Source organism: Streptomyces achromogenes subsp. achromogenes (assembly GCF_000720835.1).
GTDB lineage: Bacteria > Actinomycetota > Actinomycetes > Streptomycetales > Streptomycetaceae > Streptomyces > Streptomyces achromogenes.
In genome coordinates this window covers 20,785-39,270 of sequence record NZ_JODT01000020.1, presented here as the reverse complement: position 1 = coordinate 39,270, position 18,486 = coordinate 20,785, and the positions used below count along the sequence as shown (strand labels likewise).

Here is an 18,486-nt window from a genome sequence, read left to right as displayed (position 1 = left end):
TATTGGTGGGCAACCGGGGGCGCACGGCCGGGAACACGGCGGTGCCGCCGCTTCTCCGGGCCCTCAGGGCGTGGCGACCAGCAGTACCTGCGGAGCCTGCCATGCCCCGCCCGTCTTGGCAACCACCAGGGCGTTTTCACTCCCGGCGGGCGCCCGCGGCACTCCACGGCGCCCCGGCCGAGGGGCGCGGTGGAGCCGGATCAGCGGATGGCGAAGCCGTCGTAGCCGCCGCGCGGTGTGTCCCAGATCTCTGTCACACCGTCCACGCGCCCGGGCGTGTCGGCGCCCTGGAGCCAGTCCAGCAGCCCCTGGCAGCCCTCGCGCGGCCCCTCCGCGACCACCTGGACCCGGCCGTCGGCCAGATTGAGAGCAAAACCACTCAACCCGCCGAGCTCCAGTGCCTTGGCCCGCGTGAACCAGCGGAATCCCACGCCCTGCACGTGTCCGCGCACCCAGGCGACCAGTCGTACGTCCTCGCTCATGGGTGCAACCTAACCGGCCGGTGCCGCTCGGGACACGTCGCGCCCCGGCGACATCAGGTACCGTCCGGACCCGGTGAATCGTGGCTGAAACTCACTCGAAGGAGTGGAGTGGGTCGGCCGCGCGTACGAGAAACGCGTACGAGGAAGAGGGCAAGATCATGGGACGCCACCGACGCTCCGCCGCCGGAAGCGACGACCCTCGGCAGGCGCACGGCCCTCGGCACACGCCCGCGCACCCCGGGGAACGTCCGGGCCCCGCGACCATCGGGCCGTATCCCGCTCCGGAGGCCTACGCCGAGGCCGCCGCGAAGGCGCAGGCCTATCTGTTCGCCACGGACGACGAGCCGGCGCCTCCCGCGCCCGAGCCCGCGTCCGGGGCCGGCCCCGGCTCCGGGAACGAGGGCGGCAAGGCGAGTGGGGACGGCCGGGGGTGGGCCAAGGCCGTCCGACCGGTGCGCGCCGCTCTGCTCGGGGTGTCCGTGGCCGTCGTCCTCGGCACGGCCGCGGTGGGCTCCGGCGCGGTGCCGGGCCTGGAGCACTACCGGCTCGGCGGCGGTACGCACACCACCGGCGGCGAGCGGACGGGGGCCGTGGCCTCCCCCGGCAACACGGCGAGCGAGCAGGGCGGCGCCTCGGGCAGCGTCGGCGCCGGTGCCACGGCGGGCTCCGGTGACGGCGGCGGCGAGCGGCCCTCCCGGCCCACCCGGTCGTCGAGCCCGTCCCCCTCCGGCTCCCACTCCGGCTCTCCCTCCGGCTCCGCCTCGGCCTCGAAGCCCGCGCCCGCCGGATCCGCCCCGGCAACGAGGGCCACCGGCAAGCCGTCGCCGAAGGCCGCTCCCCGCAAGACGCAGGGAACCGAGCGGACCAAGCCCGCCCGGCCGGCCGAACCGTCGGCCAAGCCGTCCGCGTCCGCCACCCCGGCCAAGCCCACGCCCGGCAAGCCCAAGCCGACCAAGCCCCAGCCCGGCAAACCCGAGCCGACCACGCCGAAGGCCACCCCGTCTCGTACGGCAACCCCCTCCCGTACGGCAACCCCCTCCCGTACGCCCGAGGTCCCGGCCCCGGCCCCCTCCTCCCCCGCGGACACCGTGGAGCGGGAGGCCGCCGTCGAGGCGGAGCTGCTGAAGCTGGTCAACGACGAGCGGGCGAAGGCCGGGCTCGGCGCGCTCGCCGCGAACTCCGCGCTGACCGGGCTGGCCGAGGAGTTCAGCGACGACATGGCCGCGCGGGGCTTCTTCGCCCACACCGACCCGGACGGCAGGACGCCGTGGGACCGGGCGGCGCGGGCCGGGGTCACCGGTCTCGGCGGGGAGAACATCGGCCGTGGCCAGGCGGACGCGGCGGCCGTGCTGGCGGCCTGGATGGACAGCCCCGAGAACCGCGCCAACATCCTGAACCCCGGCTTCACGGCCTTCGGCGCGGGTGTCCACCTCGGTCCGGGCGGCCCTTGGTGGGCGCTGGAGTTCGGGAGCTGAGCCGGCCGGCCGCGAACACCCGGCCGGATCGTCCGGTCTAGGCCGCCGCGCGCCCCAGGGCGAAGGTCTTCGCCGTCTGTGCCACCCGGCGGCCCAGGTGCTCGGCGGTGGCGACGTCGGCCTTGTGGACACCCTCGGGGCCCTGGTCGTTGTTGGACTGGGCGGCGGCGCCGGCGAAGAAGCCGAGGCGGTTGAGGTCGTTCTCGGAGGCGGTGCTGCTGTTCCAGCCGGGGAGCAGGCCGAGGCTGATCCAGTGCATGCCGTGCTGGGCGGCCAGGGTCTGGAAGAACTGCAGGGTGTGCAGCTTGTCGCCGCTCTTGGACGCCGAGTTGGTGAAGCCGGCGGCCAGCTTGTCCTGCCAGGTCCGGCCGAACCAGCGCTGGGAGGTGGCCTCGGCGAAGACGTGGAAGGCACCGGAGGCGGTGCCCATGTAGGTGGGCGAGCCGAAGACGATCGCGTCCGAGCGGTCCAGGGTCTCCCACTGGGCGTCGGTGATCTCGTCCACCTTGATCAGGTGCACCTCGGCCCCGGCGTCGGCGGCACCGGCGCGGACGGCCTCGGCAAGGACTGCGGTGTGGCCGAAGCCGGAGTGGTAGGCGATGGACACCACGGGCGTGGACATGGGGACTCCTTGGAAAAGCGGCGGAATACGGCACGGCTCGGCAAGAGAGCGGGGCTCGCTTGCGGCAACCAAAGGAAAGCACTAACCGAGAGTTAGTGCAACCTGATGGTGAGCGCTGTGTGGGCGTACCCTTGGGGTATGACGGCCACCACCCAGGACCACGACGACCTCGCGTACAACGTCTTCGCCAAGGCCTGCCCGTCGCGCGGCACGCTGGAGCACGTCACGGGCCGCTGGGGCGGGCTGACGCTCGGCGCGCTGTACGAGGGGTCGCTGCGCTTCAACGAACTACGCCGGCGCGTCGACGGGGTGAGCGAGAAGATGCTCTCCCAGACCCTGCACGCGCTGGAGCGGGACGGCCTGGTGCACCGCGAGGCGCAGCCGACGAACCCGCCGCGCGTGGACTACGAGCTGACGCCGCTGGGCCGCCGGGTCGCCGAGCGGCTGCTGGCGCTCATCCACTGTGTGGAGGGCGCGATGGACGACGTCCTCGCGGCCCGCGCGCGCTACGACGAGACGCGCGGCGCCCTCTGACACCTGGGGCAGAAGTAACTGGACCGGTTCATCCAGGGGCGGCGCCGCATGGGGGTGCCGCACCGCTTGCACGGCAGTCCCTCGCGACCGTACGCGTCCAGGGACCGGTCGAAGTAGCCGGACTCGCCGTTGACGTTGACGTACAGGCTGTCGAAGCTGGTGCCGCCGACGGCGAGGGCCGCGTTCATCACGTCGCGGACGTGGCCGAGGAGTTCCGCCGTGACGGGACGGGTGAAGTTCGCCGTCGGGCGTTCGTAGTGGACGCGGGCGCGCCACAGGGCCTCGTCCGCGTAGATGTTGCCGACGCCGCTGATCAGCGACTGGTCCAGCAGGGCCCGCTTGATGGTGGTCCGCTTGCGGCGCAGCGCCTGGTGGAAGGCCTCGTCGTCGAAGAGCGGGTCCAGCGGGTCGCGGGCGATGTGCGCGATGACGTCGGGCAGGCCCTCGGCGGTGTTGTCGTGCAGTGACAGCCCGCCGAAGGTGCGCTGGTCCACGAAGCGCAGCTCGGTGCCGAGCCGGTCGGCGAACCGGATCCGGATGCGCAGGTGCTTCTCGTCCGGCGCGTCATGGGGCTGCACCAGCAGCTGCCCGCTCATGCCGAGGTGGGCCAGGACGGACTGGTCGGTCTCCTCCAGCGGCAGCCACAGGTACTTGCCGCGCCGGCGGGGCGTGCCGATGTGGTGGCCCTTGAGCCGGTGCGCGAAGTCGTCGGGGCCGGCGAGATGACGGCGGACGGCGCGCGGGTGCAGCACCTCGGTGTCGGCGACGGTCCGGTGGGCGACCCAGCGCTCCAGGCCGCGCCGGACGACCTCGACCTCGGGCAACTCGGGCATGGGACCCCCGTGAGAACCGTACGGACCGGTGGACGGTACGAGCGCCCGCGCCGGCGTGGACGGCCGGGCGGGCGCTCGGGTGCTGCTTTCGGTCAGGCGGTGGCGGAGGACGCGTCGGCGCCCTGCACGGACTCCTCGGCCGCCTCGACGGCTTCGTCGGCCGTCTCGCGGACGGGCTCCCCGACCGCCTTGGTGGCGTCGTCGGCCGTCTCGCGGACCGGCTCCTCGGCCGCTTCCTTGGCTGCCTTGGCCGCCTTGGCGCGTTCGTCCGCGGCGGCCCGGATGGACCGCCAGGCGGACTCGGCGGCCTGCTGCTCCGCCTCCTTCTTGCTGCGGCCGGTGCCGGTGCCGTACGAGACGCCTCCGACGCGGGCGGCAGCAGTGAAGGTCTTCTCGTGGTCGGGGCCGGTCTCCGTGACCAGGTACTCGGGCACGCCGAGCCCCTCGATCGCGGTCAGCTCCTGGAGGGAGGTCTTCCAGTCCAGGCCGGCTCCGAGGTTGGAGGACTTCTCGATCAGCGGGTCGAACAGGCGGTGCACCAGTTCGGAGGCCGCGTCGAGGCCCTGGTCGAGATAGACCGCGCCGATCACCGCTTCAAGGGTGTCGGCGAGGATGGACGCCTTGTCCCGGCCGCCCGTGCCCTCTTCACCCCGGCCGAGCCGGATGAAGGCGCCCAGGTCCAGGCCACGGCCGACCTCCGCCAGCGCACGTGAGTTGACCACCGCGGCCCGCAACTTGGCCAGCTGGCCTTCGGGCAGGTCGGGGTGGGTGCGGTACAGCGTGTCCGTGACGACGAGGCCGAGCACGGAGTCCCCGAGGAACTCCAGCCGCTCGTTCGTCGGCAGACCGCCGTTCTCGTACGCGTAGGAACGGTGGGTCAGCGCACGCACCAGAAGGGCGGACTCGACCTGGTAGCCGAGCCGCCCTTCCAGAAGCGTGTGGGACGAGGCCTGCGGACTACCCCCGCGCTGGCGGGGACCAGCTGCTTTCGCGTCAGTCATCGGGCCTCTCACCAGCCACTCAGACTTCGAGGACCTGGCGCTTGTTGTAGGTGCCGCAAGACGGGCACGCGATGTGCTGCTGCTTGGGCTCGTGGCAGCGCTCGCACGCAACCAGGGTGGGGACCGCAGCCTTCCACTGCGACCGGCGGTGGCGCGTGTTGCTGCGCGACATCTTCCGCTTCGGAACAGCCACGGCTACTTCTCCTGCTTCTCGTCGACGCCCGCTTCGGCGCCGCTCATCTCGTCCTTCTCGCCGTCCGTCATGGTGCCGGCGAGTCCCTGCAAAGCCGCCCAACGGATGTCGACGGCGTCATGATGGTGGTCCGGGTCGTCCGCGAGCCGTACTCCGCACTCGGAGCACAGACCCGGGCAGTCGTCCTGGCACACCGGCTGCATCGGCAGTGCGAGCACCACCGCATCGCGCAGCAGAGGTTCGAGGTCGATCAGACCGTCCTCGATGAAGAGCCTGCCCTCGTCGTCCTCGGCGTCGTCGCCCGGTTCCGCGATCACACGGCCCCGGTCGTCGGCGTCAGGGTACGAGAACATCTCCTGGAAGTCCGCTTCGAGCTCCAGCCCGACCGGCTCCAGACACCTTACGCACTCCCCCTCGGCCGTTGCACGGGCGGTGCCTGTGACAAGCACCCCTTCCATGACCGACTCGAGGCGGAGGTCGAGTTCCACCGGGCTGCCTTCCGGCACTCCGATGACTCCCTGGATGCCGAGATCCCGGGGAGCGTCGATCTCACGGGTCAGGCGCTGCAGCGCGCCAGGACGCCGGCCCAGCTCGTGCGTGTCGATCACGAGGGGGTTGCGGTGGTCGAGGCGGGCGTTGGGAGCCATTCCTGCTTTCGATCTGCGAACTCGAAGGGACGCCGCCCGACGGTGTCCCCGGGCAGCGGTGATCGCGGGCATGCGCGACCGAACAGCCAGGATACTGGACCTTTCGCTCAGCGCCCAATCCGGTCCCCGGCTACAGGCCCCGGCCCTGCTCGTACGCCCGCAACTGCTCCGCGCTGATCATGCTGGTGTCGAAGAGGCTGGTCTCGTCCAGGGCGTAGCCCTGCTGGTGCTGGGCCTGCTGGGGCTGGGCCTGCGGCTGGTGCGGGGGCTGCTGCTGGTGCGGGGACTGGTGGGGCTCGTGGTTCTGCTGGGGCTGGTGGGCCTGGTGGGCGCCGTAGCCCTGGTAGCCGTACGGATCCGCCTGTCCGTAGCCGTACGGGTCCTGGGCCGGCGGGTACTCCGGCTGCTGCGGGAAGCCCGCGTACGGGTCCGGCTGCGCGCCGGGGGCGCCTTCGGCCGGGCCGTAGCCGGCGGCGGGGGCGTAGGCGGGCCGGGGATCGTAGGCGGGGCGTGCCGCCGGGCCGGGCTGCCGGCGGTCCGCGCGGTCGTCGTCCGCGAGGGCGGCGAGGTCGGCGAGGTAGTCGGCGTCGCTGGAGTGCTGGAAGGTCGTGGTGTCGTCGGCGAGCGCGCCGAGGTCGTCGGTGGCGATCCGGCCGTGCAGCTTCTGCCGGCCCCGGCCGACCGCCTCCAGGGTCTTGGCGAGGACCGCCTCGAAGGCGCCGAGCTTGGCGTCCACGTAGGCGTCTGCGTCGCGGCGCAGGGTCTCCGGGTCGTGGCTGCGCTCGGGGGCGTCCTCGTCGGCGTAGCCCTCCTCGTCCAGGCCGGGGCCGGTGCCGAGGAGCTTCTCGCGGCCCCGGCCGACCGAGCCGAGCGTCTTGGTGAGGACGACCTCGAAGTTGGCGAGCTTGGAGTCCACGTAGTCGTCGGCCTCGGCGCGGATCTCCTCGGCCTCCTTGCGGGCCTCGGCCAGGATCCGGTCGGCCTCGGCCTGGGCGCGGCGGGCGATCTCGGTCCCGGCAACCAGCGAGCCGCGCTCGGCGTGCGCGCTCTCGATGATCCGCTCGGCCTCCTGCCGGGCCTGCTCGACCATCTGCTCACGGTCGCCGATCAGCTCCCGCGCCTGGGCGAGGGAACCGGGCAGCGCCTGGCGCACCTCTTCGAGCAGCGCGAGCAGCTCGGCGCGGTTGACCACGCAGGACGCCGACATGGGCATGGACCGGGCGCCGGAGACCGTGGAGACGATCTCGTCGAGCTTCTTCTGCACGTCCACCTGTGCTCGCCACTCTCTACAGCCGGTTCGAAAGACGGACGGGACGACTGTAGCCCCATCAGTCCCTGGCGAGGCGCTTGTTCAGCGCCTCCACCACCTGCGGCGGCACCAGGTGGGAGACGTCCCCGCCCCAGGCCGCGACCTCCTTGACGAGGGAGGAGGACAGGAAGCTGTAAGTGGGGTTGGTGGGCACGAACAGCGTCTCGACGCCGGTGAGGCCGTTGTTCATCTGGGCCATCTGGAGTTCGTAGTCGAAGTCGCTGACGGCGCGCAGGCCCTTGACGATGGCGGGGATGTCGCGCTGCTTGCAGAAGTCCACGAGGAGGCCGTGAAAGGACTCGACACGGACGTTGGCGTATTCGGAGGTGACCTCGCGGATCAGCTGGATCCGCTGGTCGATCTCGAAGAGGCCCTTCTTGGACTTGTTGATCATCACCGCGACGTAGACCTCGTCGTACAGACGGGAGGCTCGGGCGATGATGTCGAGATGTCCGTTGGTGATCGGGTCGAACGACCCGGGACAGACGGCGCGGCGCACTTGTGATCCCTCGCTCTCCGGTCCGGTCATCGTGCGTCTTCGCACGTAGAGGCGGCGCGACCGTACCAAAACGTTCCCTCGCCGTAGCGACGGGACCGGATCGCCTCGAAACCGTCCGGCCAGTGGAATTCGCCGCCTCTGGTGCTGCGCTCCACGGTGACGAGCGCTTGCTCGGCGAGCCAGCCCTCCGAGTGGAGTGTGAGCAGGATCTCGCGAAGATCGTGATCCGTGACGGCGTACGGCGGGTCGAGGAAGACCAGGTCGTACGGCTCGGCGGGGGGCGCGGTGCGGATGACTTGTTCCGCTTTGCCCGCCCGCACCTCGGCGCCGGGCAGGCCCAGGTTCCGCACGTTCTCGCGGACGATCCTGGCCGCGCGGGCGTCGGCTTCGACCAGGAGGGTGTGTCCCGCGCCCCGGGAGAGGGCTTCCAGGCCCACGGCGCCCGAGCCGGCGTAGAGGTCGAGGACGCGTTCGCCGTCCAGGGGGCCGCCCAGGAGGGACTGCCAGGTGGAGAAGAGACCTTCGCGGGCGCGGTCGGAGGTGGGGCGGGTGCCGGTGCCTGGGGGGACGGCGAGGCGACGTCCGCCGGCTGCGCCGGCGATCACGCGGGTCATCTTCGGTCCTTGGTCGTGGGTCGGTTCAGGTCCAGTGTGGCTCACCCCTTTTCCAGGTACTGCTCCCGCTCGTCGTCCAGCAGGGCGTCCAGGGCGGTGCGCAGGCCCGGGAGGCGCTCCAGTTCCGGGTCGGCCGCCACGACCGCCGCCGCCTCCGCCCTCGCCTCCGCGATGACCTCCTCGTCCTCGATGACGGCGAGGACCCGCAGGCTGGAGCGGGCACCGGACTGGGCCTGGCCCAGGACGTCGCCCTCGCGGCGCTGTTCGAGGTCGATGCGGGACAGCTCGAAGCCGTCGAGCGTGGAGGCGACCGCGTTCAGCCGCTGGCGGGCCGGGCTCGCCTCGGGCATCTCGGTGACCAGCAGGCACAGGCCGGGGGCGGAGCCGCGGCCGACCCGGCCGCGCAGCTGGTGGAGCTGGGAGACGCCGAAGCGGTCGGCGTCCATGATGACCATGGCCGTGGCGTTCGGGACGTTGACGCCGACCTCGATGACGGTGGTGGCCACCAGGACGTCGGTCTCGCCGGCCGCGAAGCGGCGCATCACGGCGTCCTTGTCGTCGGAGTGCATCCGGCCGTGCAGGACCTCCACCCTCAGGCCCTTCAGGGGGCCGCGGCCCAGCTGCTCGGCCACGTCGAGCACGGCCAGCGGCGGCCGCTTCTCCTCGCCCTCGGCGGGCTTCCCGGCGGCCTTCTTCGGGTCGTCCTCCTCGTCCCCGATGCGGGGACAGACCACGTACGCCTGGTGGCCGGCCTCGACCTCCTCGCGGACCCGCTCCCAGGCGCGGGCGAGGAAGTGGGGCTTGTCGGCGGCCGGGACGACATGGCTGGCGATCGGGGAGCGGCCGGCCGGGAGCTGGTCCAGCACGGAGGTCTCCAGGTCGCCGAAGACCGTCATGGCGACCGTGCGCGGGATGGGGGTGGCCGTCATGACGAGCAGGTGCGGGGGCTGTTTGCCCTTGCCGCGCAGGGCGTCGCGCTGCTCCACGCCGAAGCGGTGCTGTTCGTCCACCACCACCAGACCGAGGTCGTGGAACTGCACCTTGTCCTCGATCAGGGCATGGGTGCCGATGACGATCCCGGCCTCGCCGGTGGCCAGGTCGAGCAGGGCGTGGCGGCGGGCCGCCGTGCCCATCGAGCCGGTGAGCAGCACCACCTTGGTGGCGTGCTCGGCACCGCCGAGCATCCCGCCCTCGGCCAGTTCGCCCATCATCTCGGTGATGGAGCGGTGGTGCTGCTGGGCGAGCACCTCGGTGGGCGCGAGCATGGCGGCCTGCCCCCCCGCGTCGACCACGGCGAGCATGGCGCGCAGGGCCACCATTGTCTTTCCCGAACCCACCTCGCCCTGGAGCAGGCGGTGCATGGGGTGGGGGGTGGCGAGGTCGTCGAAGATCTCGCGGGAGACCTTTTGCTGGCCCTCGGTGAGGGTGAAGGGGAGGCGGTCGTCGAAGGCCGCGAGGAGGCCGTCGGGGCCGGCGACGCGGGGCACGGCGGGCAGGTGGGTCTCGGCGTGCCGGCGGCGGGCCAGGGCGACCTGGAGGACGAAGGCCTCGTCCCACTTCAGGCGGGCGCGGGCGTCGGCGACGTCGGCCTTGGTGTGCGGCCGGTGGATCTTGAGCAGGGCCTCGGGGAGCGGGAGCAGGCCGCGGCCGGCGCGCAGGGAGTCCGGGAGCGGGTCGAGGGCCTCCTGGGCGCTGGGCAGCACCGTCTGGACCGCCTTGCCGATCTTCCAGGACTCCAGTTTGGCGGTCGCGGGGTAGATCGGGATCAGGGCGCCGGCCCAGGACTCGACGGCCTCGTCACCGTCGCCCCGCAGCAACTCGTAGGCGGGGTGGGCGAGCTGGAGGCGGCGGTTGAAGACGGAGACCTTGCCGGAGAACATCGCGCGGGTGCCCGGCAGCAGTTCCTTGTGGGGTTTGTGCACGCCGTTGCCGAAGAAGACGAGCTGGAGCCGGCCGCTGCCGTCCGTGATCGTGACCTCCAGGCGCTGCCCCTTGCCCCGGGGTGCCTTGGCCGAGGCGAAGCTGTGCAGCCGGGCGTCGGCGACCTGGGCGACCACCGTGACGTGCTCGTCCATGGGGAGGTCGGCGAGGTGGGTGAGCTGGCCGCGCTCCTCGTATCTGCGCGGGTAGTGGTGCAGCAGATCGCCGACGGTGTGCAGGCCGAGGTGCTCGGCCATCACCTTCGCGGTGGCGGGGCCGAGCACCTTCTTGAGCGGTTCTTGCAGTGCGGGCACGCCACCCATTGCACACCACGGCACTGACAATGCCGTAGAGCGCGCCCCGCGCCGCCCGGCCGGGATGCCGTAAACATCGGGGAAACTCCTGGTCAGGCGCGCTGATCCGGGCCTAGGATGGCGCGCTTAAGGCCATCCTTCGCGGTCACCGCCCCGCCGGGACCGCCCGACCCCGCGCCGCCCGCACACCCCCCTCGGCGCAGTGACGATGGATTCCCACAGCCCACAGGCACCCCCCGCACCCCGGTCACCTCGTTCACCCCTCCCACCCCACCCACCCCACGGCTTCCGGTTCCCTCCGCGCGGCCCGGCCGTCACCGCCCCGCGGGCCGGCGGGCCGGACGCCCCGGCGCGGCGGTACGCGGCCGAGGAGCGCGCCGACGGCCTGGGGACAGGCATGCTGGACTCACCGCGCGGCGGCGGCCGGCGCCCGCGGCCGGTGCCGGGCCGGCCGGACCCGCTTCGTGACGCCGGTCCGCCCGGCGGTCCGGAGCCGGCCGGCACCGCGGCCGAGGCGCGGTACGGGCGGGTGCCGCTCGGCCGGGCGTTCATCGGGCTGTCCGCAGGGGCGACCCACGGGGAGGGGGACGGACGATGAGTGAGATCACGGACATCGACGCGCTGCGTCAGGCGCTGGCGGAGAACTCCGAGCAGCCGGAGGGCCCGGCCCGCAACGCGCGCGCGGACGAGCTGCTCGCCGAGGCGGAGCGGCTGGACGTCCCGCTTGCCGTGATCGAGGCGCTCGGACACCAGTTGAAGGTCTACCACTACAGCTCCGAGAAGGACCGGACGTGCGTCCCGTTCGCGCGGCTGCTGCGGATGTGGGACGAGCGGCCCGAGGACTTCGACGAGTACGAGACGCATTCGCTGCACTGGGCCTTCAAGTGGATGTCGGCGGGCATGCTGGACCAGCCGCACATCCCGCTCGCCTCGATCGAGAAGTGGCTCGACGAGATGGAGCGCCGCTACCGGCTCGCCGGGCACTCCGAACGGGCGGTGCGCGGCGCCGAGTTCGGCGTGGCCGCGCACGTCGGGGACATCCCGCGCGCCCGACGGGCGTACGCCGCGTGGCTGGCCGCCGACCCGGACCGGATGGCCGACTGCACCGCCTGTGAGCTGCACACGCAGGGGGCCTGGCAGGTCCGGTGCGGCCGGGACGCCGAGGCGCTCCGGCTGTGGCGGCCGGTGCTGGAGGGCGAGTTCGCGTGTGCGCACGAGCCGCACTCCGTACTGGCCTCCTCGCTGGCCCCGCTGCTGCGGCTCGGCCGGCTGGACGAGGCCCGCGCACACCATCTGCGCGGATTCCGGCTGGTGCGCCCGATGGAGAGCATGCGGGGCGCGTACGCCGACCATGTCGAGTTCTGCGCGCTGACCGGGAACGAGGCGCGCGGCCTGGAGCTGCTGGCCGGGCGGCCGGCGTACTTCACCGACACCGGGCATCCGCGCAGCAGGCTCGACTTCCTGGCCGTGGTGACGCTGCTGATGGACCGGCTGACCGAGCGGGGCCTGGGCGGGCAGCGGGTGCCGGGGCCGGCCGGGCGGAGCTGGACCGCGCGGGAACTCGCCGCGCACGCGCGCGGGGAGGCGACGGAGCTCGCCGCGCGGTTCGACCGCCGCAACGGCACGTTCGCCGTCGGCGACCGGGTCCGGGCGCGGATGGACCAGCGCCCGCTGGTGGACCGGCTGCCGCTGGGCGTGCGCGCGGTACGGCCCGCCATGGCACCGCCGACTGCACCACCGGCCGCGCCTCCGGCGCCCGGGGCCACCGGGGCCGCCGAGGAGCCCGGGCTGCCCGCGCTGCTCGCCGAGGCGCGGCGGCAGTCGGGGACCCTGCGTCCGCACGCGCTCCAGGCGTGGGCGGCGGTCGCCCGGGCCGCCCGGGACACCGAGCTGGAGCCCCGGGACCGCGCGGAGATCGCCGACCACGAGGCGATGGCCCGCGGCCCCGAGGGAATCGCCCTCTTCGAGCGCGCGGCACGGCTGTACGCGGAGGCGGGCGACCCCGGGGAGGCCCTGGCGGCACGCGCGCGTGCGGCGTACGTCCGCGCCCTGGCGGGCGAGGTCGAGCCGGCGTTGACCACGGTGACCCGGCTGTACGACGAGGTACTCGCCCTGTACGCCGACGAGGGCACGGGAGTACGGCAGACGGCGTCGGTGGTGATCAGCCGGGCCCGGATTCTCATGCGCCGCGTCCACGCGCTGGCCGAGGAGGGCGCAGGGGGCGTGGACCACGGGGACGCGGGTGGCACGGGTGCCGGGGCTGCCGGGGATGCCGGGGGGCACACCGGCGGACCCGCCGCGGGAGCCGTGCGGACCGGCACGGACGGCGGCGCGGACGGCGGCACGGACGGCGGGCAGGACGCTCGCGGCGTCGGTGTCCGCCGTGCCGGTACCGGCCTCGGGCAGGCCGTCGCCGATGCCGAGGCGGCCGTACGGGAGGTGCTGGCGCTCGTGGAGGGGCGCGGCGAGGGCGATGTACGGCTGGCGGCGCGGGCCGCCGAGGCGCGGGGGATGCTCGCCGAGCTGGCGGGGATGACCGGGGACGCGCGGCGGGCGGCGGAGCTGTTCCGGCGGTCCGCCGACGCGTACGTGGCCGCCGGGCTGCCGTGGTTCGCCGTGGAGTACGAGGTCCAGGTCGCCGCCCTCGCCCACCAGGCCGGTGATCTCACCGCGGCCGAGCGCGCGCTGCGGGCGGCGCTGGACCACGGCGGCCCGTACGTGGAGCCGGTCGGGCGGGCCCAGCTGCACCTCCAGCTCGCCGAGGTGCTCGGCGCCCTGGACGCGCCCGCCGAGGCCACGGGGCACGCGCTGGAGTCCGCGTACTGGGCCGACGAGGCGGGCGAGGGCGCCACCCTGGGTGCCTGGGCCCGGCAGCAGCTGGGCGGGTTCCTGCTGCGCCGGGGCCGGTACGCGGAGGCCGCCGAGGTGCTCCGGTCCGCGCTGGCCGACCTGAGCCCCGGCACCCACGGCGACGAGCCGGTGGTCCAGGCCCACTGGTGGCTCGGCGACTGCCTGGGCGAGCTGGGCGAGCACCGGGCCGCCGCCGAGGCATGGCTCGAGGCCGCCGAACTGGCCCGGCACTGGCCCGACCAGCAGGACCACGCGACGCTCGCCCACCTCGCCGCGGAGTCGCTGGGCAACGCCGGTCTCACGACGGAGGCGGACCGGGCCTACGCGCGCGCGGGCGACCTGTGGCGCGCGCTCGGCAACGCCCCGTTCCTGGTGCGCTCGCTGCGCGCCCGCGCCTGGCTGGCGCTGGGCGGGGAGGCCGGGGCGGCACCCGCCCGGGCGCTGATGACGGAGGCGGTGCGCGAGTGCGAGGCGGCGCTGGCGGCGGCCCGGGGCGCGGACCGGGCCGAGCTGGCCACGGAACTCGGCGGCACCCACCGGCAGTTCGCCGAGCTGCTGGCCCGCTCGGCGTCCGAGGAGGCCGAGGACGCGGCGATCCGGGCCGCGTTCGAGGCGGCGCTGGAGCAGATGACCCGGGCCGTGGCCGTGTTCACCACACTCGGCGCCGCCGGGCTGCACGGCCGTACCGGCGCCGAACTGGGCGCGGGCTGGCTGGAGGCCGACCTCGGCCGTCCGGAGCGGGCGGAGGCACGCGCGCGTGCGGTGCTCGCGGTCTACGAGGGCGCCGACGACGGGGACGAGACGGTCCGGGAACGGCGTGCGGAGGCGGCCCAGATGCTCCAGGCGGCACGGGAGGGTACGGACACGGAGGACACGGAGGACACGGAACGGGACTGAGCCCGCCGGCCCGTCCCTCCGCGGACGGCCACCGGCCCCCGCTCACTCCACGCTCACTCGACGCCGATGAGCAGCAGCGCCCCCTGCCGGCCGCCGTGGTACACCACCGTGTCCACGGCCAGGTAGGACTCGCGTACCCGGGCCTCCAGGTGCGCGGCGGCGGTTTGCGGGGCGTCGTCGCCGACGACGAGGGTGACCAGTTCGCCGCCGGACTGGAGCATGCGGTCCAGGACGGTGCGGGCGGTGGCGGTGACGTCCGTGCCGATCACGGCCACGTCGCCGTCGATGAGGCCGAGCACGTCCCCGGCCTGGCAGATGCCGGCCGTGGTCCAGGACTGGCGTTCGGCGACGACGACCTCGGCGTACCGGGTGGCGCCCGCCGCCGAGGTCATCTGGACCACGTCCTCGTCGAACCGGCGCCGCGGCTCGTGCACGGCGAGCGCGGCGATGCCCTGGACCGCCGAGCGGGTCGGGATCAGGGCCACCCGGATGCCCTCGGTACGGGCCTGCTCGGCCGCGGCGGCGGCCGTGTGGCGCAGCTCGGCGTCGTTGGGCAGCAGGACGACCTCGCGCGCGTGGGCCCGCCGTACCGCCTGCACCAGCTCCCCGCTGGCGGGCGGCTCCCCGGGGCGCGCGAGGACGGTGGTCGCGCCGGCCTCGCCGTACAGCCCGGCCAGCCCCTCGCCGGGTACGACGGCGACGACCGCCCGCTGGGCGGGTGCGCGGGACGGGCGTTCCCGGCCGGGGTGCGGCTCGCCGTGCCCGAAGTGCGTGATCCGGATCCGGTAGGGGCGGCCGGCCTCCACGCCTGCCTCCACGGCGGCGCCGGCGTCGTCGACGTGCACATGGACGTTCCACAGTCCGTCGCCGCCGACCACGACCAGGGAGTCCCCGAGGGCGTCGAGCCGCGCGCGCAGCCGGGCCACGGCCGCGTCGTCGGCCTCCAGCAGGTAGATCACCTCGAAGGCGGGCCCCCCGGCCCCGCCCCGGTCGTCCCCGGACTCGCCCTGGCAGGCCGGTTCCGTACCGGGCCCGGCGGCGCACGTCCCGGCCGGCCCGGCACCCTGCCCACCGGACCCGGCACCATGACCAGCCGGCCCCGGGCCGGAGACACCCCCGGCGGTCTCCCGTACCGCCTCCCCCGTGACCGCCTCCACCAGCGCTCCCAGCACCGTCACCAGTCCCCGGCCGCCCGCGTCGACCACCCCGGCCCGCCGGAGCACGCCCAGCTGGTCCGGGGTCGCCGCCAGGGCCGTCCGCGCGCCCTCGTAGGCGGCCCGCGCGACCGTGCGGCAGTCGTCCCCGGCCTCTTCGGCGGCGTCGGCGGCGGCCGAGGCGACCGTCAGCACCGTGCCCTCGACGGGGTGCGCCACGGCCTGCCGGGCGGAGTCGGCGGCCCGGCGCAGGGCCCGCCGCAGCCCGGGGCCGTCGGCGCGGGAGGCGGCGGTGGGGGCGGAGGCGGCGGGCTCGTCACCGGTCTCGGCGAGCACCTGGGCCATGCCCCGCAGCAGCTGCGCCAGGATCGTGCCGGAGTTGCCCCGGGCCCCGATCAGCGCGCCGTGGGCCATCGCGCGGGCCGCGTCGCCGAGGGACGGTTCCGCGCGGCCGGTCTCGTACCCGGCGAACACCGCCTCCACGGCCGTGGCCGCCGACTCCAGGGTCAGATAGAGATTGGTCCCGGTGTCGCCGTCGGCCACCGGGTAGACGTTGATCGCGTCGATCTCCTCCCGGGCCCGGCCCAGCGCCGTCAGCGCCAGGGAGCACCAGGTACGCACCGCGAGAGCATCGAGGAATGTCTGCGGCACCTGCGCCACCTGCGCCTCCCTGACCCGGCCGTACGTGGGACGCAGCGTAGACCTTGGACCGGTGTCCTCCGGAAGCGGGCCGGGAGCGGGGGTCTGATCAGCCATGGTAGTTTCGTTGTACTGGCGCAGCCGTTGTATGCTGCTCCGGTTGCCCGATCCTGATCGGGCCATTCCCCCTGGCAACGCCATTCAGATCTCGGATCCTAGGACCTTGATCCCGGCATGCCGGGATCAACCGTAAGTGCATCTGAAGTCTTTGGAGTGACCCGTGGCTGCCAACTGCGACGTCTGCGGCAAGGGGCCGGGCTTCGGCAACAACATCTCGCACTCGCACCGCCGTACGTCCCGCCGCTGGAACCCGAACATCCAGCGTGTGCGTACCGTGGTCGGCGGGACGCCGAAGCGCGTGAACGCTTGCACCTCGTGCATCAAGGCCGGCAAGGTCTCGCGCTGACGCTACAGCTGAGCGCGCGGCCACTGCCTGGTTCGCTGCACGAAGCCGGTCCACCTCACGGTGGGCCGGCTTTTTGCCGTACCCGTGTCCGTACTCATACCCGTACTGTGCCCGCACCCGTGTCCGTACCCGTGTCCGTACCCGTGTGCGGGATCAGTTCCTGAACCGCCACCCGTGATCCACCGGCCCGATCCCGGCGCCCAGGGCGAACCCGGCGGCGATCGCCCCGGTGACGTACTCCTTGGCCGCCGTGACCGCTTCCGGTACGGACTTGCCCAGGGCCAGTCCGCATGCGATCGCGGAGGCGAGGGTGCAGCCGGTGCCGTGGGTGTGCCGGTTGTCGTGCCGGGGGGCGCGCAGCAGGTGCTCCTCACAGCCGTCGGTGAGCAGGTCCACGGCGTCCCCGGGCAGATGCCCGCCCTTGATCAGCACCCAGCGCGGCCCGTAGGCCAGCACGGCCGCCGCGGCCCGGCGCAGGTCCGCCTCGGACTCCACCCGTATCCCCGTGAGGTGCGCCACCTCGTCCAGGTTGGGCGTGGCCACGGTCGCCGCGGGCAGCAGCCGGGTGCGGACGGCGTCCAGCGCGGAGGCGGCCAGCAGCGCGTCACCGTGCTTGGAGACGCCCACCGGGTCCACCACGGCCGGGGCGTCCGTGCCGGAGATCAAGTCGGCGACGGTCTCGACCAGTTCGGCGGAGGCCAGCATGCCGGTCTTCACGGCCTGGACGCCGATGTCGTCCACGACGCTGCGGTACTGGGCCCGGACCGCCGCCGCGGGCAGCTCCCAGGCGCCCTGGACGCCCAGCGAGTTCTGCGCGGTCACCGCGGTCAGCACGCTCATGCCGTGCACGCCGTGCGCCAGCATCGTCTTCAGATCGGCCTGGATCCCCGCCCCGCCGCCGGAGTCGGAGCCCGCCACCGTGAGCACCCTGGGGATCATGACTCGATGTCCCCGAAGTGGTCCCAGCCGCCCTTGCTGGTCCAGGGCGCCCCGTCGACCGTCACCTGGGGCAGCGCGGAGGGGTTGAGGACCTCGCCGATGACCTTCCAGCGGGCCGGGAGTTTGACGTCCGGCGGGAAGGTGGCCACGATCGCGTGGTCCTCTCCCCCGGTCAGCACCCACTGGAGCGGGTCCACGCCGACCGCCTGGCCGATGTCGTGCATCTGCGTGGGGATGTCGATCGCGCCGGAGCGGATGTCGATGCGGACCTTGCTGGCCTCGGCGATGTGCCCGAGGTCGGCGATCAGCCCGTCGCTCACGTCGCACATCGCGGTGGCGCCGAGCCCGGCGGCGGCCGGGCCCGCGTGGTACGGCGGCTCGGGGCGCCGGTGCGCCTCCACGAAGGCGCGCGGGGAACGGAAGCCGCGGGCGAGCACCGCGTACCCGGCCGCGGACCAGCCCAGCCAGCCGGTGACGGCCACCAGGTCGCCGGGCTGGGCGCCGGCCCGGGTGACGGGCTCGTGGTTGCGCAGATCGCCGAGCGCGGTGATCGACACCATGATGGTGTCGCCGCGTACGACGTCCCCGCCGACCACGGAGGCGCCGGCGACCTGGCACTCGTCGCGCAGGCCGTCCATCAGCTCGGTGGGCCAGGTGACCGGCAGTTCGGCGGGGACGACCAGGCCGAGCAGCAGCGCGGTGGGCACGGCGCCCATCGCGGCGATGTCGGCGAGGTTCTGCGCGGCGGCCTTGCGGCCCACGTCGTAGGCGGTGGACCAGTCGCGGCGGAAGTGCCGGCCCTCCAGCAGGATGTCGGTGCTCGCCACCACCCGGCGGTCGGGCGCGGCGACCACCGCGGCGTCGTCGCCGGGGCCGACCCGGACCGCCGGAGTACTGGTGAGACGGGAGGTGAGCTCCCTGATGAGCCCGAACTCCCCGAGCTCACCAACAGTGCCCTTCATGTCCCTTGCTCCCCTTCTCTCCCATGCCGTGCCCGGTCGCGCGTCTTCAGTGTCCCCGATACGGTCGAGGTGTCCGTCGTCGCGGTCGCCCCGGCCGCGGCACGGCCGCGGTGACCGTCCGTACGGTCCAGGTGAC

At 73.8% G+C, this 18,486-nt stretch carries 17 protein-coding genes; 4 read left to right on the top strand and 13 right to left on the bottom strand.

What is annotated here, in order from left to right; translation table 11 throughout:
- Positions 1-200: 200 nt before the first annotated feature.
- A complete protein-coding gene (locus IH25_RS0121380) occupies positions 201-482 on the bottom strand; it encodes an acylphosphatase (RefSeq protein ID WP_030612738.1) in 282 nt (93 codons plus the stop codon).
- A gap of 158 nt (positions 483-640) precedes the next feature.
- On the opposite strand from IH25_RS0121380, the gene IH25_RS0121375 reads away from it, so the two are divergent.
- The gene (locus IH25_RS0121375) at positions 641-1,957 is read left to right on the top strand and encodes a CAP domain-containing protein (protein ID WP_030612735.1); all 1,317 of its coding nucleotides are present in this window, start codon (positions 641-643) and stop codon (positions 1,955-1,957) included.
- Between the two features lie 37 nt (positions 1,958-1,994).
- Here the strand turns inward: IH25_RS0121375 and IH25_RS0121370 are convergent, their stop codons facing one another.
- Positions 1,995-2,579 carry a flavodoxin family protein gene (locus IH25_RS0121370; protein WP_030612732.1) on the bottom strand — a complete coding sequence of 195 codons (585 nt, stop codon included), beginning with the start codon at positions 2,577-2,579 and terminating at the stop codon, positions 1,995-1,997.
- A gap of 138 nt (positions 2,580-2,717) precedes the next feature.
- Here IH25_RS0121370 and IH25_RS0121365 point away from each other — a divergent pair, with 138 nt between their 5' ends.
- On the top strand, positions 2,718-3,113 hold the full coding sequence (locus tag IH25_RS0121365) for a winged helix-turn-helix transcriptional regulator (RefSeq protein ID WP_030612730.1): 396 nt from the start codon (positions 2,718-2,720) through the stop codon (positions 3,111-3,113).
- Here the strand turns inward: IH25_RS0121365 and mutM are convergent.
- The 8 genes from mutM to recG form a co-directional block, all read right to left on the bottom strand.
- Positions 3,086-3,946, bottom strand: coding sequence for a bifunctional DNA-formamidopyrimidine glycosylase/DNA-(apurinic or apyrimidinic site) lyase (mutM, locus tag IH25_RS0121360; protein ID WP_030612726.1), 861 nt, complete (start codon positions 3,944-3,946; stop codon positions 3,086-3,088). The two genes, IH25_RS0121365 and mutM, sit on opposite strands and share 28 nt — an antisense overlap.
- A 92-nt stretch (positions 3,947-4,038) precedes the next feature.
- The gene (rnc, locus tag IH25_RS0121355) at positions 4,039-4,947 is read right to left on the bottom strand and encodes a ribonuclease III (protein WP_030612722.1); all 909 of its coding nucleotides are present in this window, start codon (positions 4,945-4,947) and stop codon (positions 4,039-4,041) included.
- A gap of 19 nt (positions 4,948-4,966) precedes the next feature.
- On the bottom strand, positions 4,967-5,140 hold the full coding sequence (rpmF, locus tag IH25_RS0121350) for a 50S ribosomal protein L32 (protein ID WP_003951102.1): 174 nt from the start codon (positions 5,138-5,140) through the stop codon (positions 4,967-4,969).
- Positions 5,141-5,142: 2 nt separating this feature from the next.
- A complete protein-coding gene (locus IH25_RS0121345) occupies positions 5,143-5,787 on the bottom strand; it encodes a YceD family protein (protein ID WP_030612719.1) in 645 nt (214 codons plus the stop codon).
- Positions 5,788-5,917: 130 nt separating this feature from the next.
- The gene (locus IH25_RS0121340) at positions 5,918-7,057 is read right to left on the bottom strand and encodes an ATP synthase F0 subunit B (protein ID WP_030612715.1); all 1,140 of its coding nucleotides are present in this window, start codon (positions 7,055-7,057) and stop codon (positions 5,918-5,920) included.
- Between the two features lie 58 nt (positions 7,058-7,115).
- Positions 7,116-7,595, bottom strand: coding sequence for a pantetheine-phosphate adenylyltransferase (gene coaD / locus IH25_RS0121335; RefSeq protein ID WP_030612712.1), 480 nt, complete (start codon positions 7,593-7,595; stop codon positions 7,116-7,118).
- A gap of 26 nt (positions 7,596-7,621) precedes the next feature.
- On the bottom strand, positions 7,622-8,209 hold the full coding sequence (rsmD, locus tag IH25_RS0121330; RefSeq protein ID WP_030612709.1) for a 16S rRNA (guanine(966)-N(2))-methyltransferase RsmD: 588 nt from the start codon (positions 8,207-8,209) through the stop codon (positions 7,622-7,624).
- Positions 8,210-8,250: 41 nt separating this feature from the next.
- On the bottom strand, positions 8,251-10,452 hold the full coding sequence (gene recG, locus IH25_RS0121325) for an ATP-dependent DNA helicase RecG (RefSeq protein WP_030612706.1): 2,202 nt from the start codon (positions 10,450-10,452) through the stop codon (positions 8,251-8,253).
- Positions 10,453-11,037: 585 nt separating this feature from the next.
- Between recG and IH25_RS0121315 the strand changes: the two genes are divergently transcribed.
- Entirely contained in the window at positions 11,038-14,190 is a 3,153-nt protein-coding gene (locus tag IH25_RS0121315; protein WP_030612700.1) for a hypothetical protein, read from the top strand.
- Positions 14,191-14,243: 53 nt separating this feature from the next.
- On the opposite strand, the gene IH25_RS0121310 is transcribed toward IH25_RS0121315, so the two are convergent.
- Entirely contained in the window at positions 14,244-16,004 is a 1,761-nt protein-coding gene (locus tag IH25_RS0121310) for a DAK2 domain-containing protein (protein ID WP_030612697.1), read from the bottom strand.
- A 259-nt stretch (positions 16,005-16,263) separates the two neighbouring features.
- Here IH25_RS0121310 and rpmB point away from each other — a divergent pair, with 259 nt between their 5' ends.
- On the top strand, positions 16,264-16,449 hold the full coding sequence (gene rpmB / locus IH25_RS0121305) for a 50S ribosomal protein L28 (protein ID WP_003993230.1): 186 nt from the start codon (positions 16,264-16,266) through the stop codon (positions 16,447-16,449).
- Between the two features lie 153 nt (positions 16,450-16,602).
- Here rpmB and thiD read toward each other — a convergent pair whose 3' ends face one another.
- Positions 16,603-17,388: a bifunctional hydroxymethylpyrimidine kinase/phosphomethylpyrimidine kinase gene (gene thiD, locus IH25_RS0121300; RefSeq protein ID WP_030612694.1), complete on the bottom strand. Its 786-nt coding sequence runs from the start codon at positions 17,386-17,388 to the stop codon at positions 16,603-16,605.
- Positions 17,385-18,350: a thiamine-phosphate kinase gene (locus IH25_RS0121295; protein WP_030612691.1), complete on the bottom strand. Its 966-nt coding sequence runs from the start codon at positions 18,348-18,350 to the stop codon at positions 17,385-17,387. Before IH25_RS0121295 ends, thiD begins: the two co-directional genes overlap by 4 nt.
- Positions 18,351-18,486: the final 136 nt, after the last annotated feature.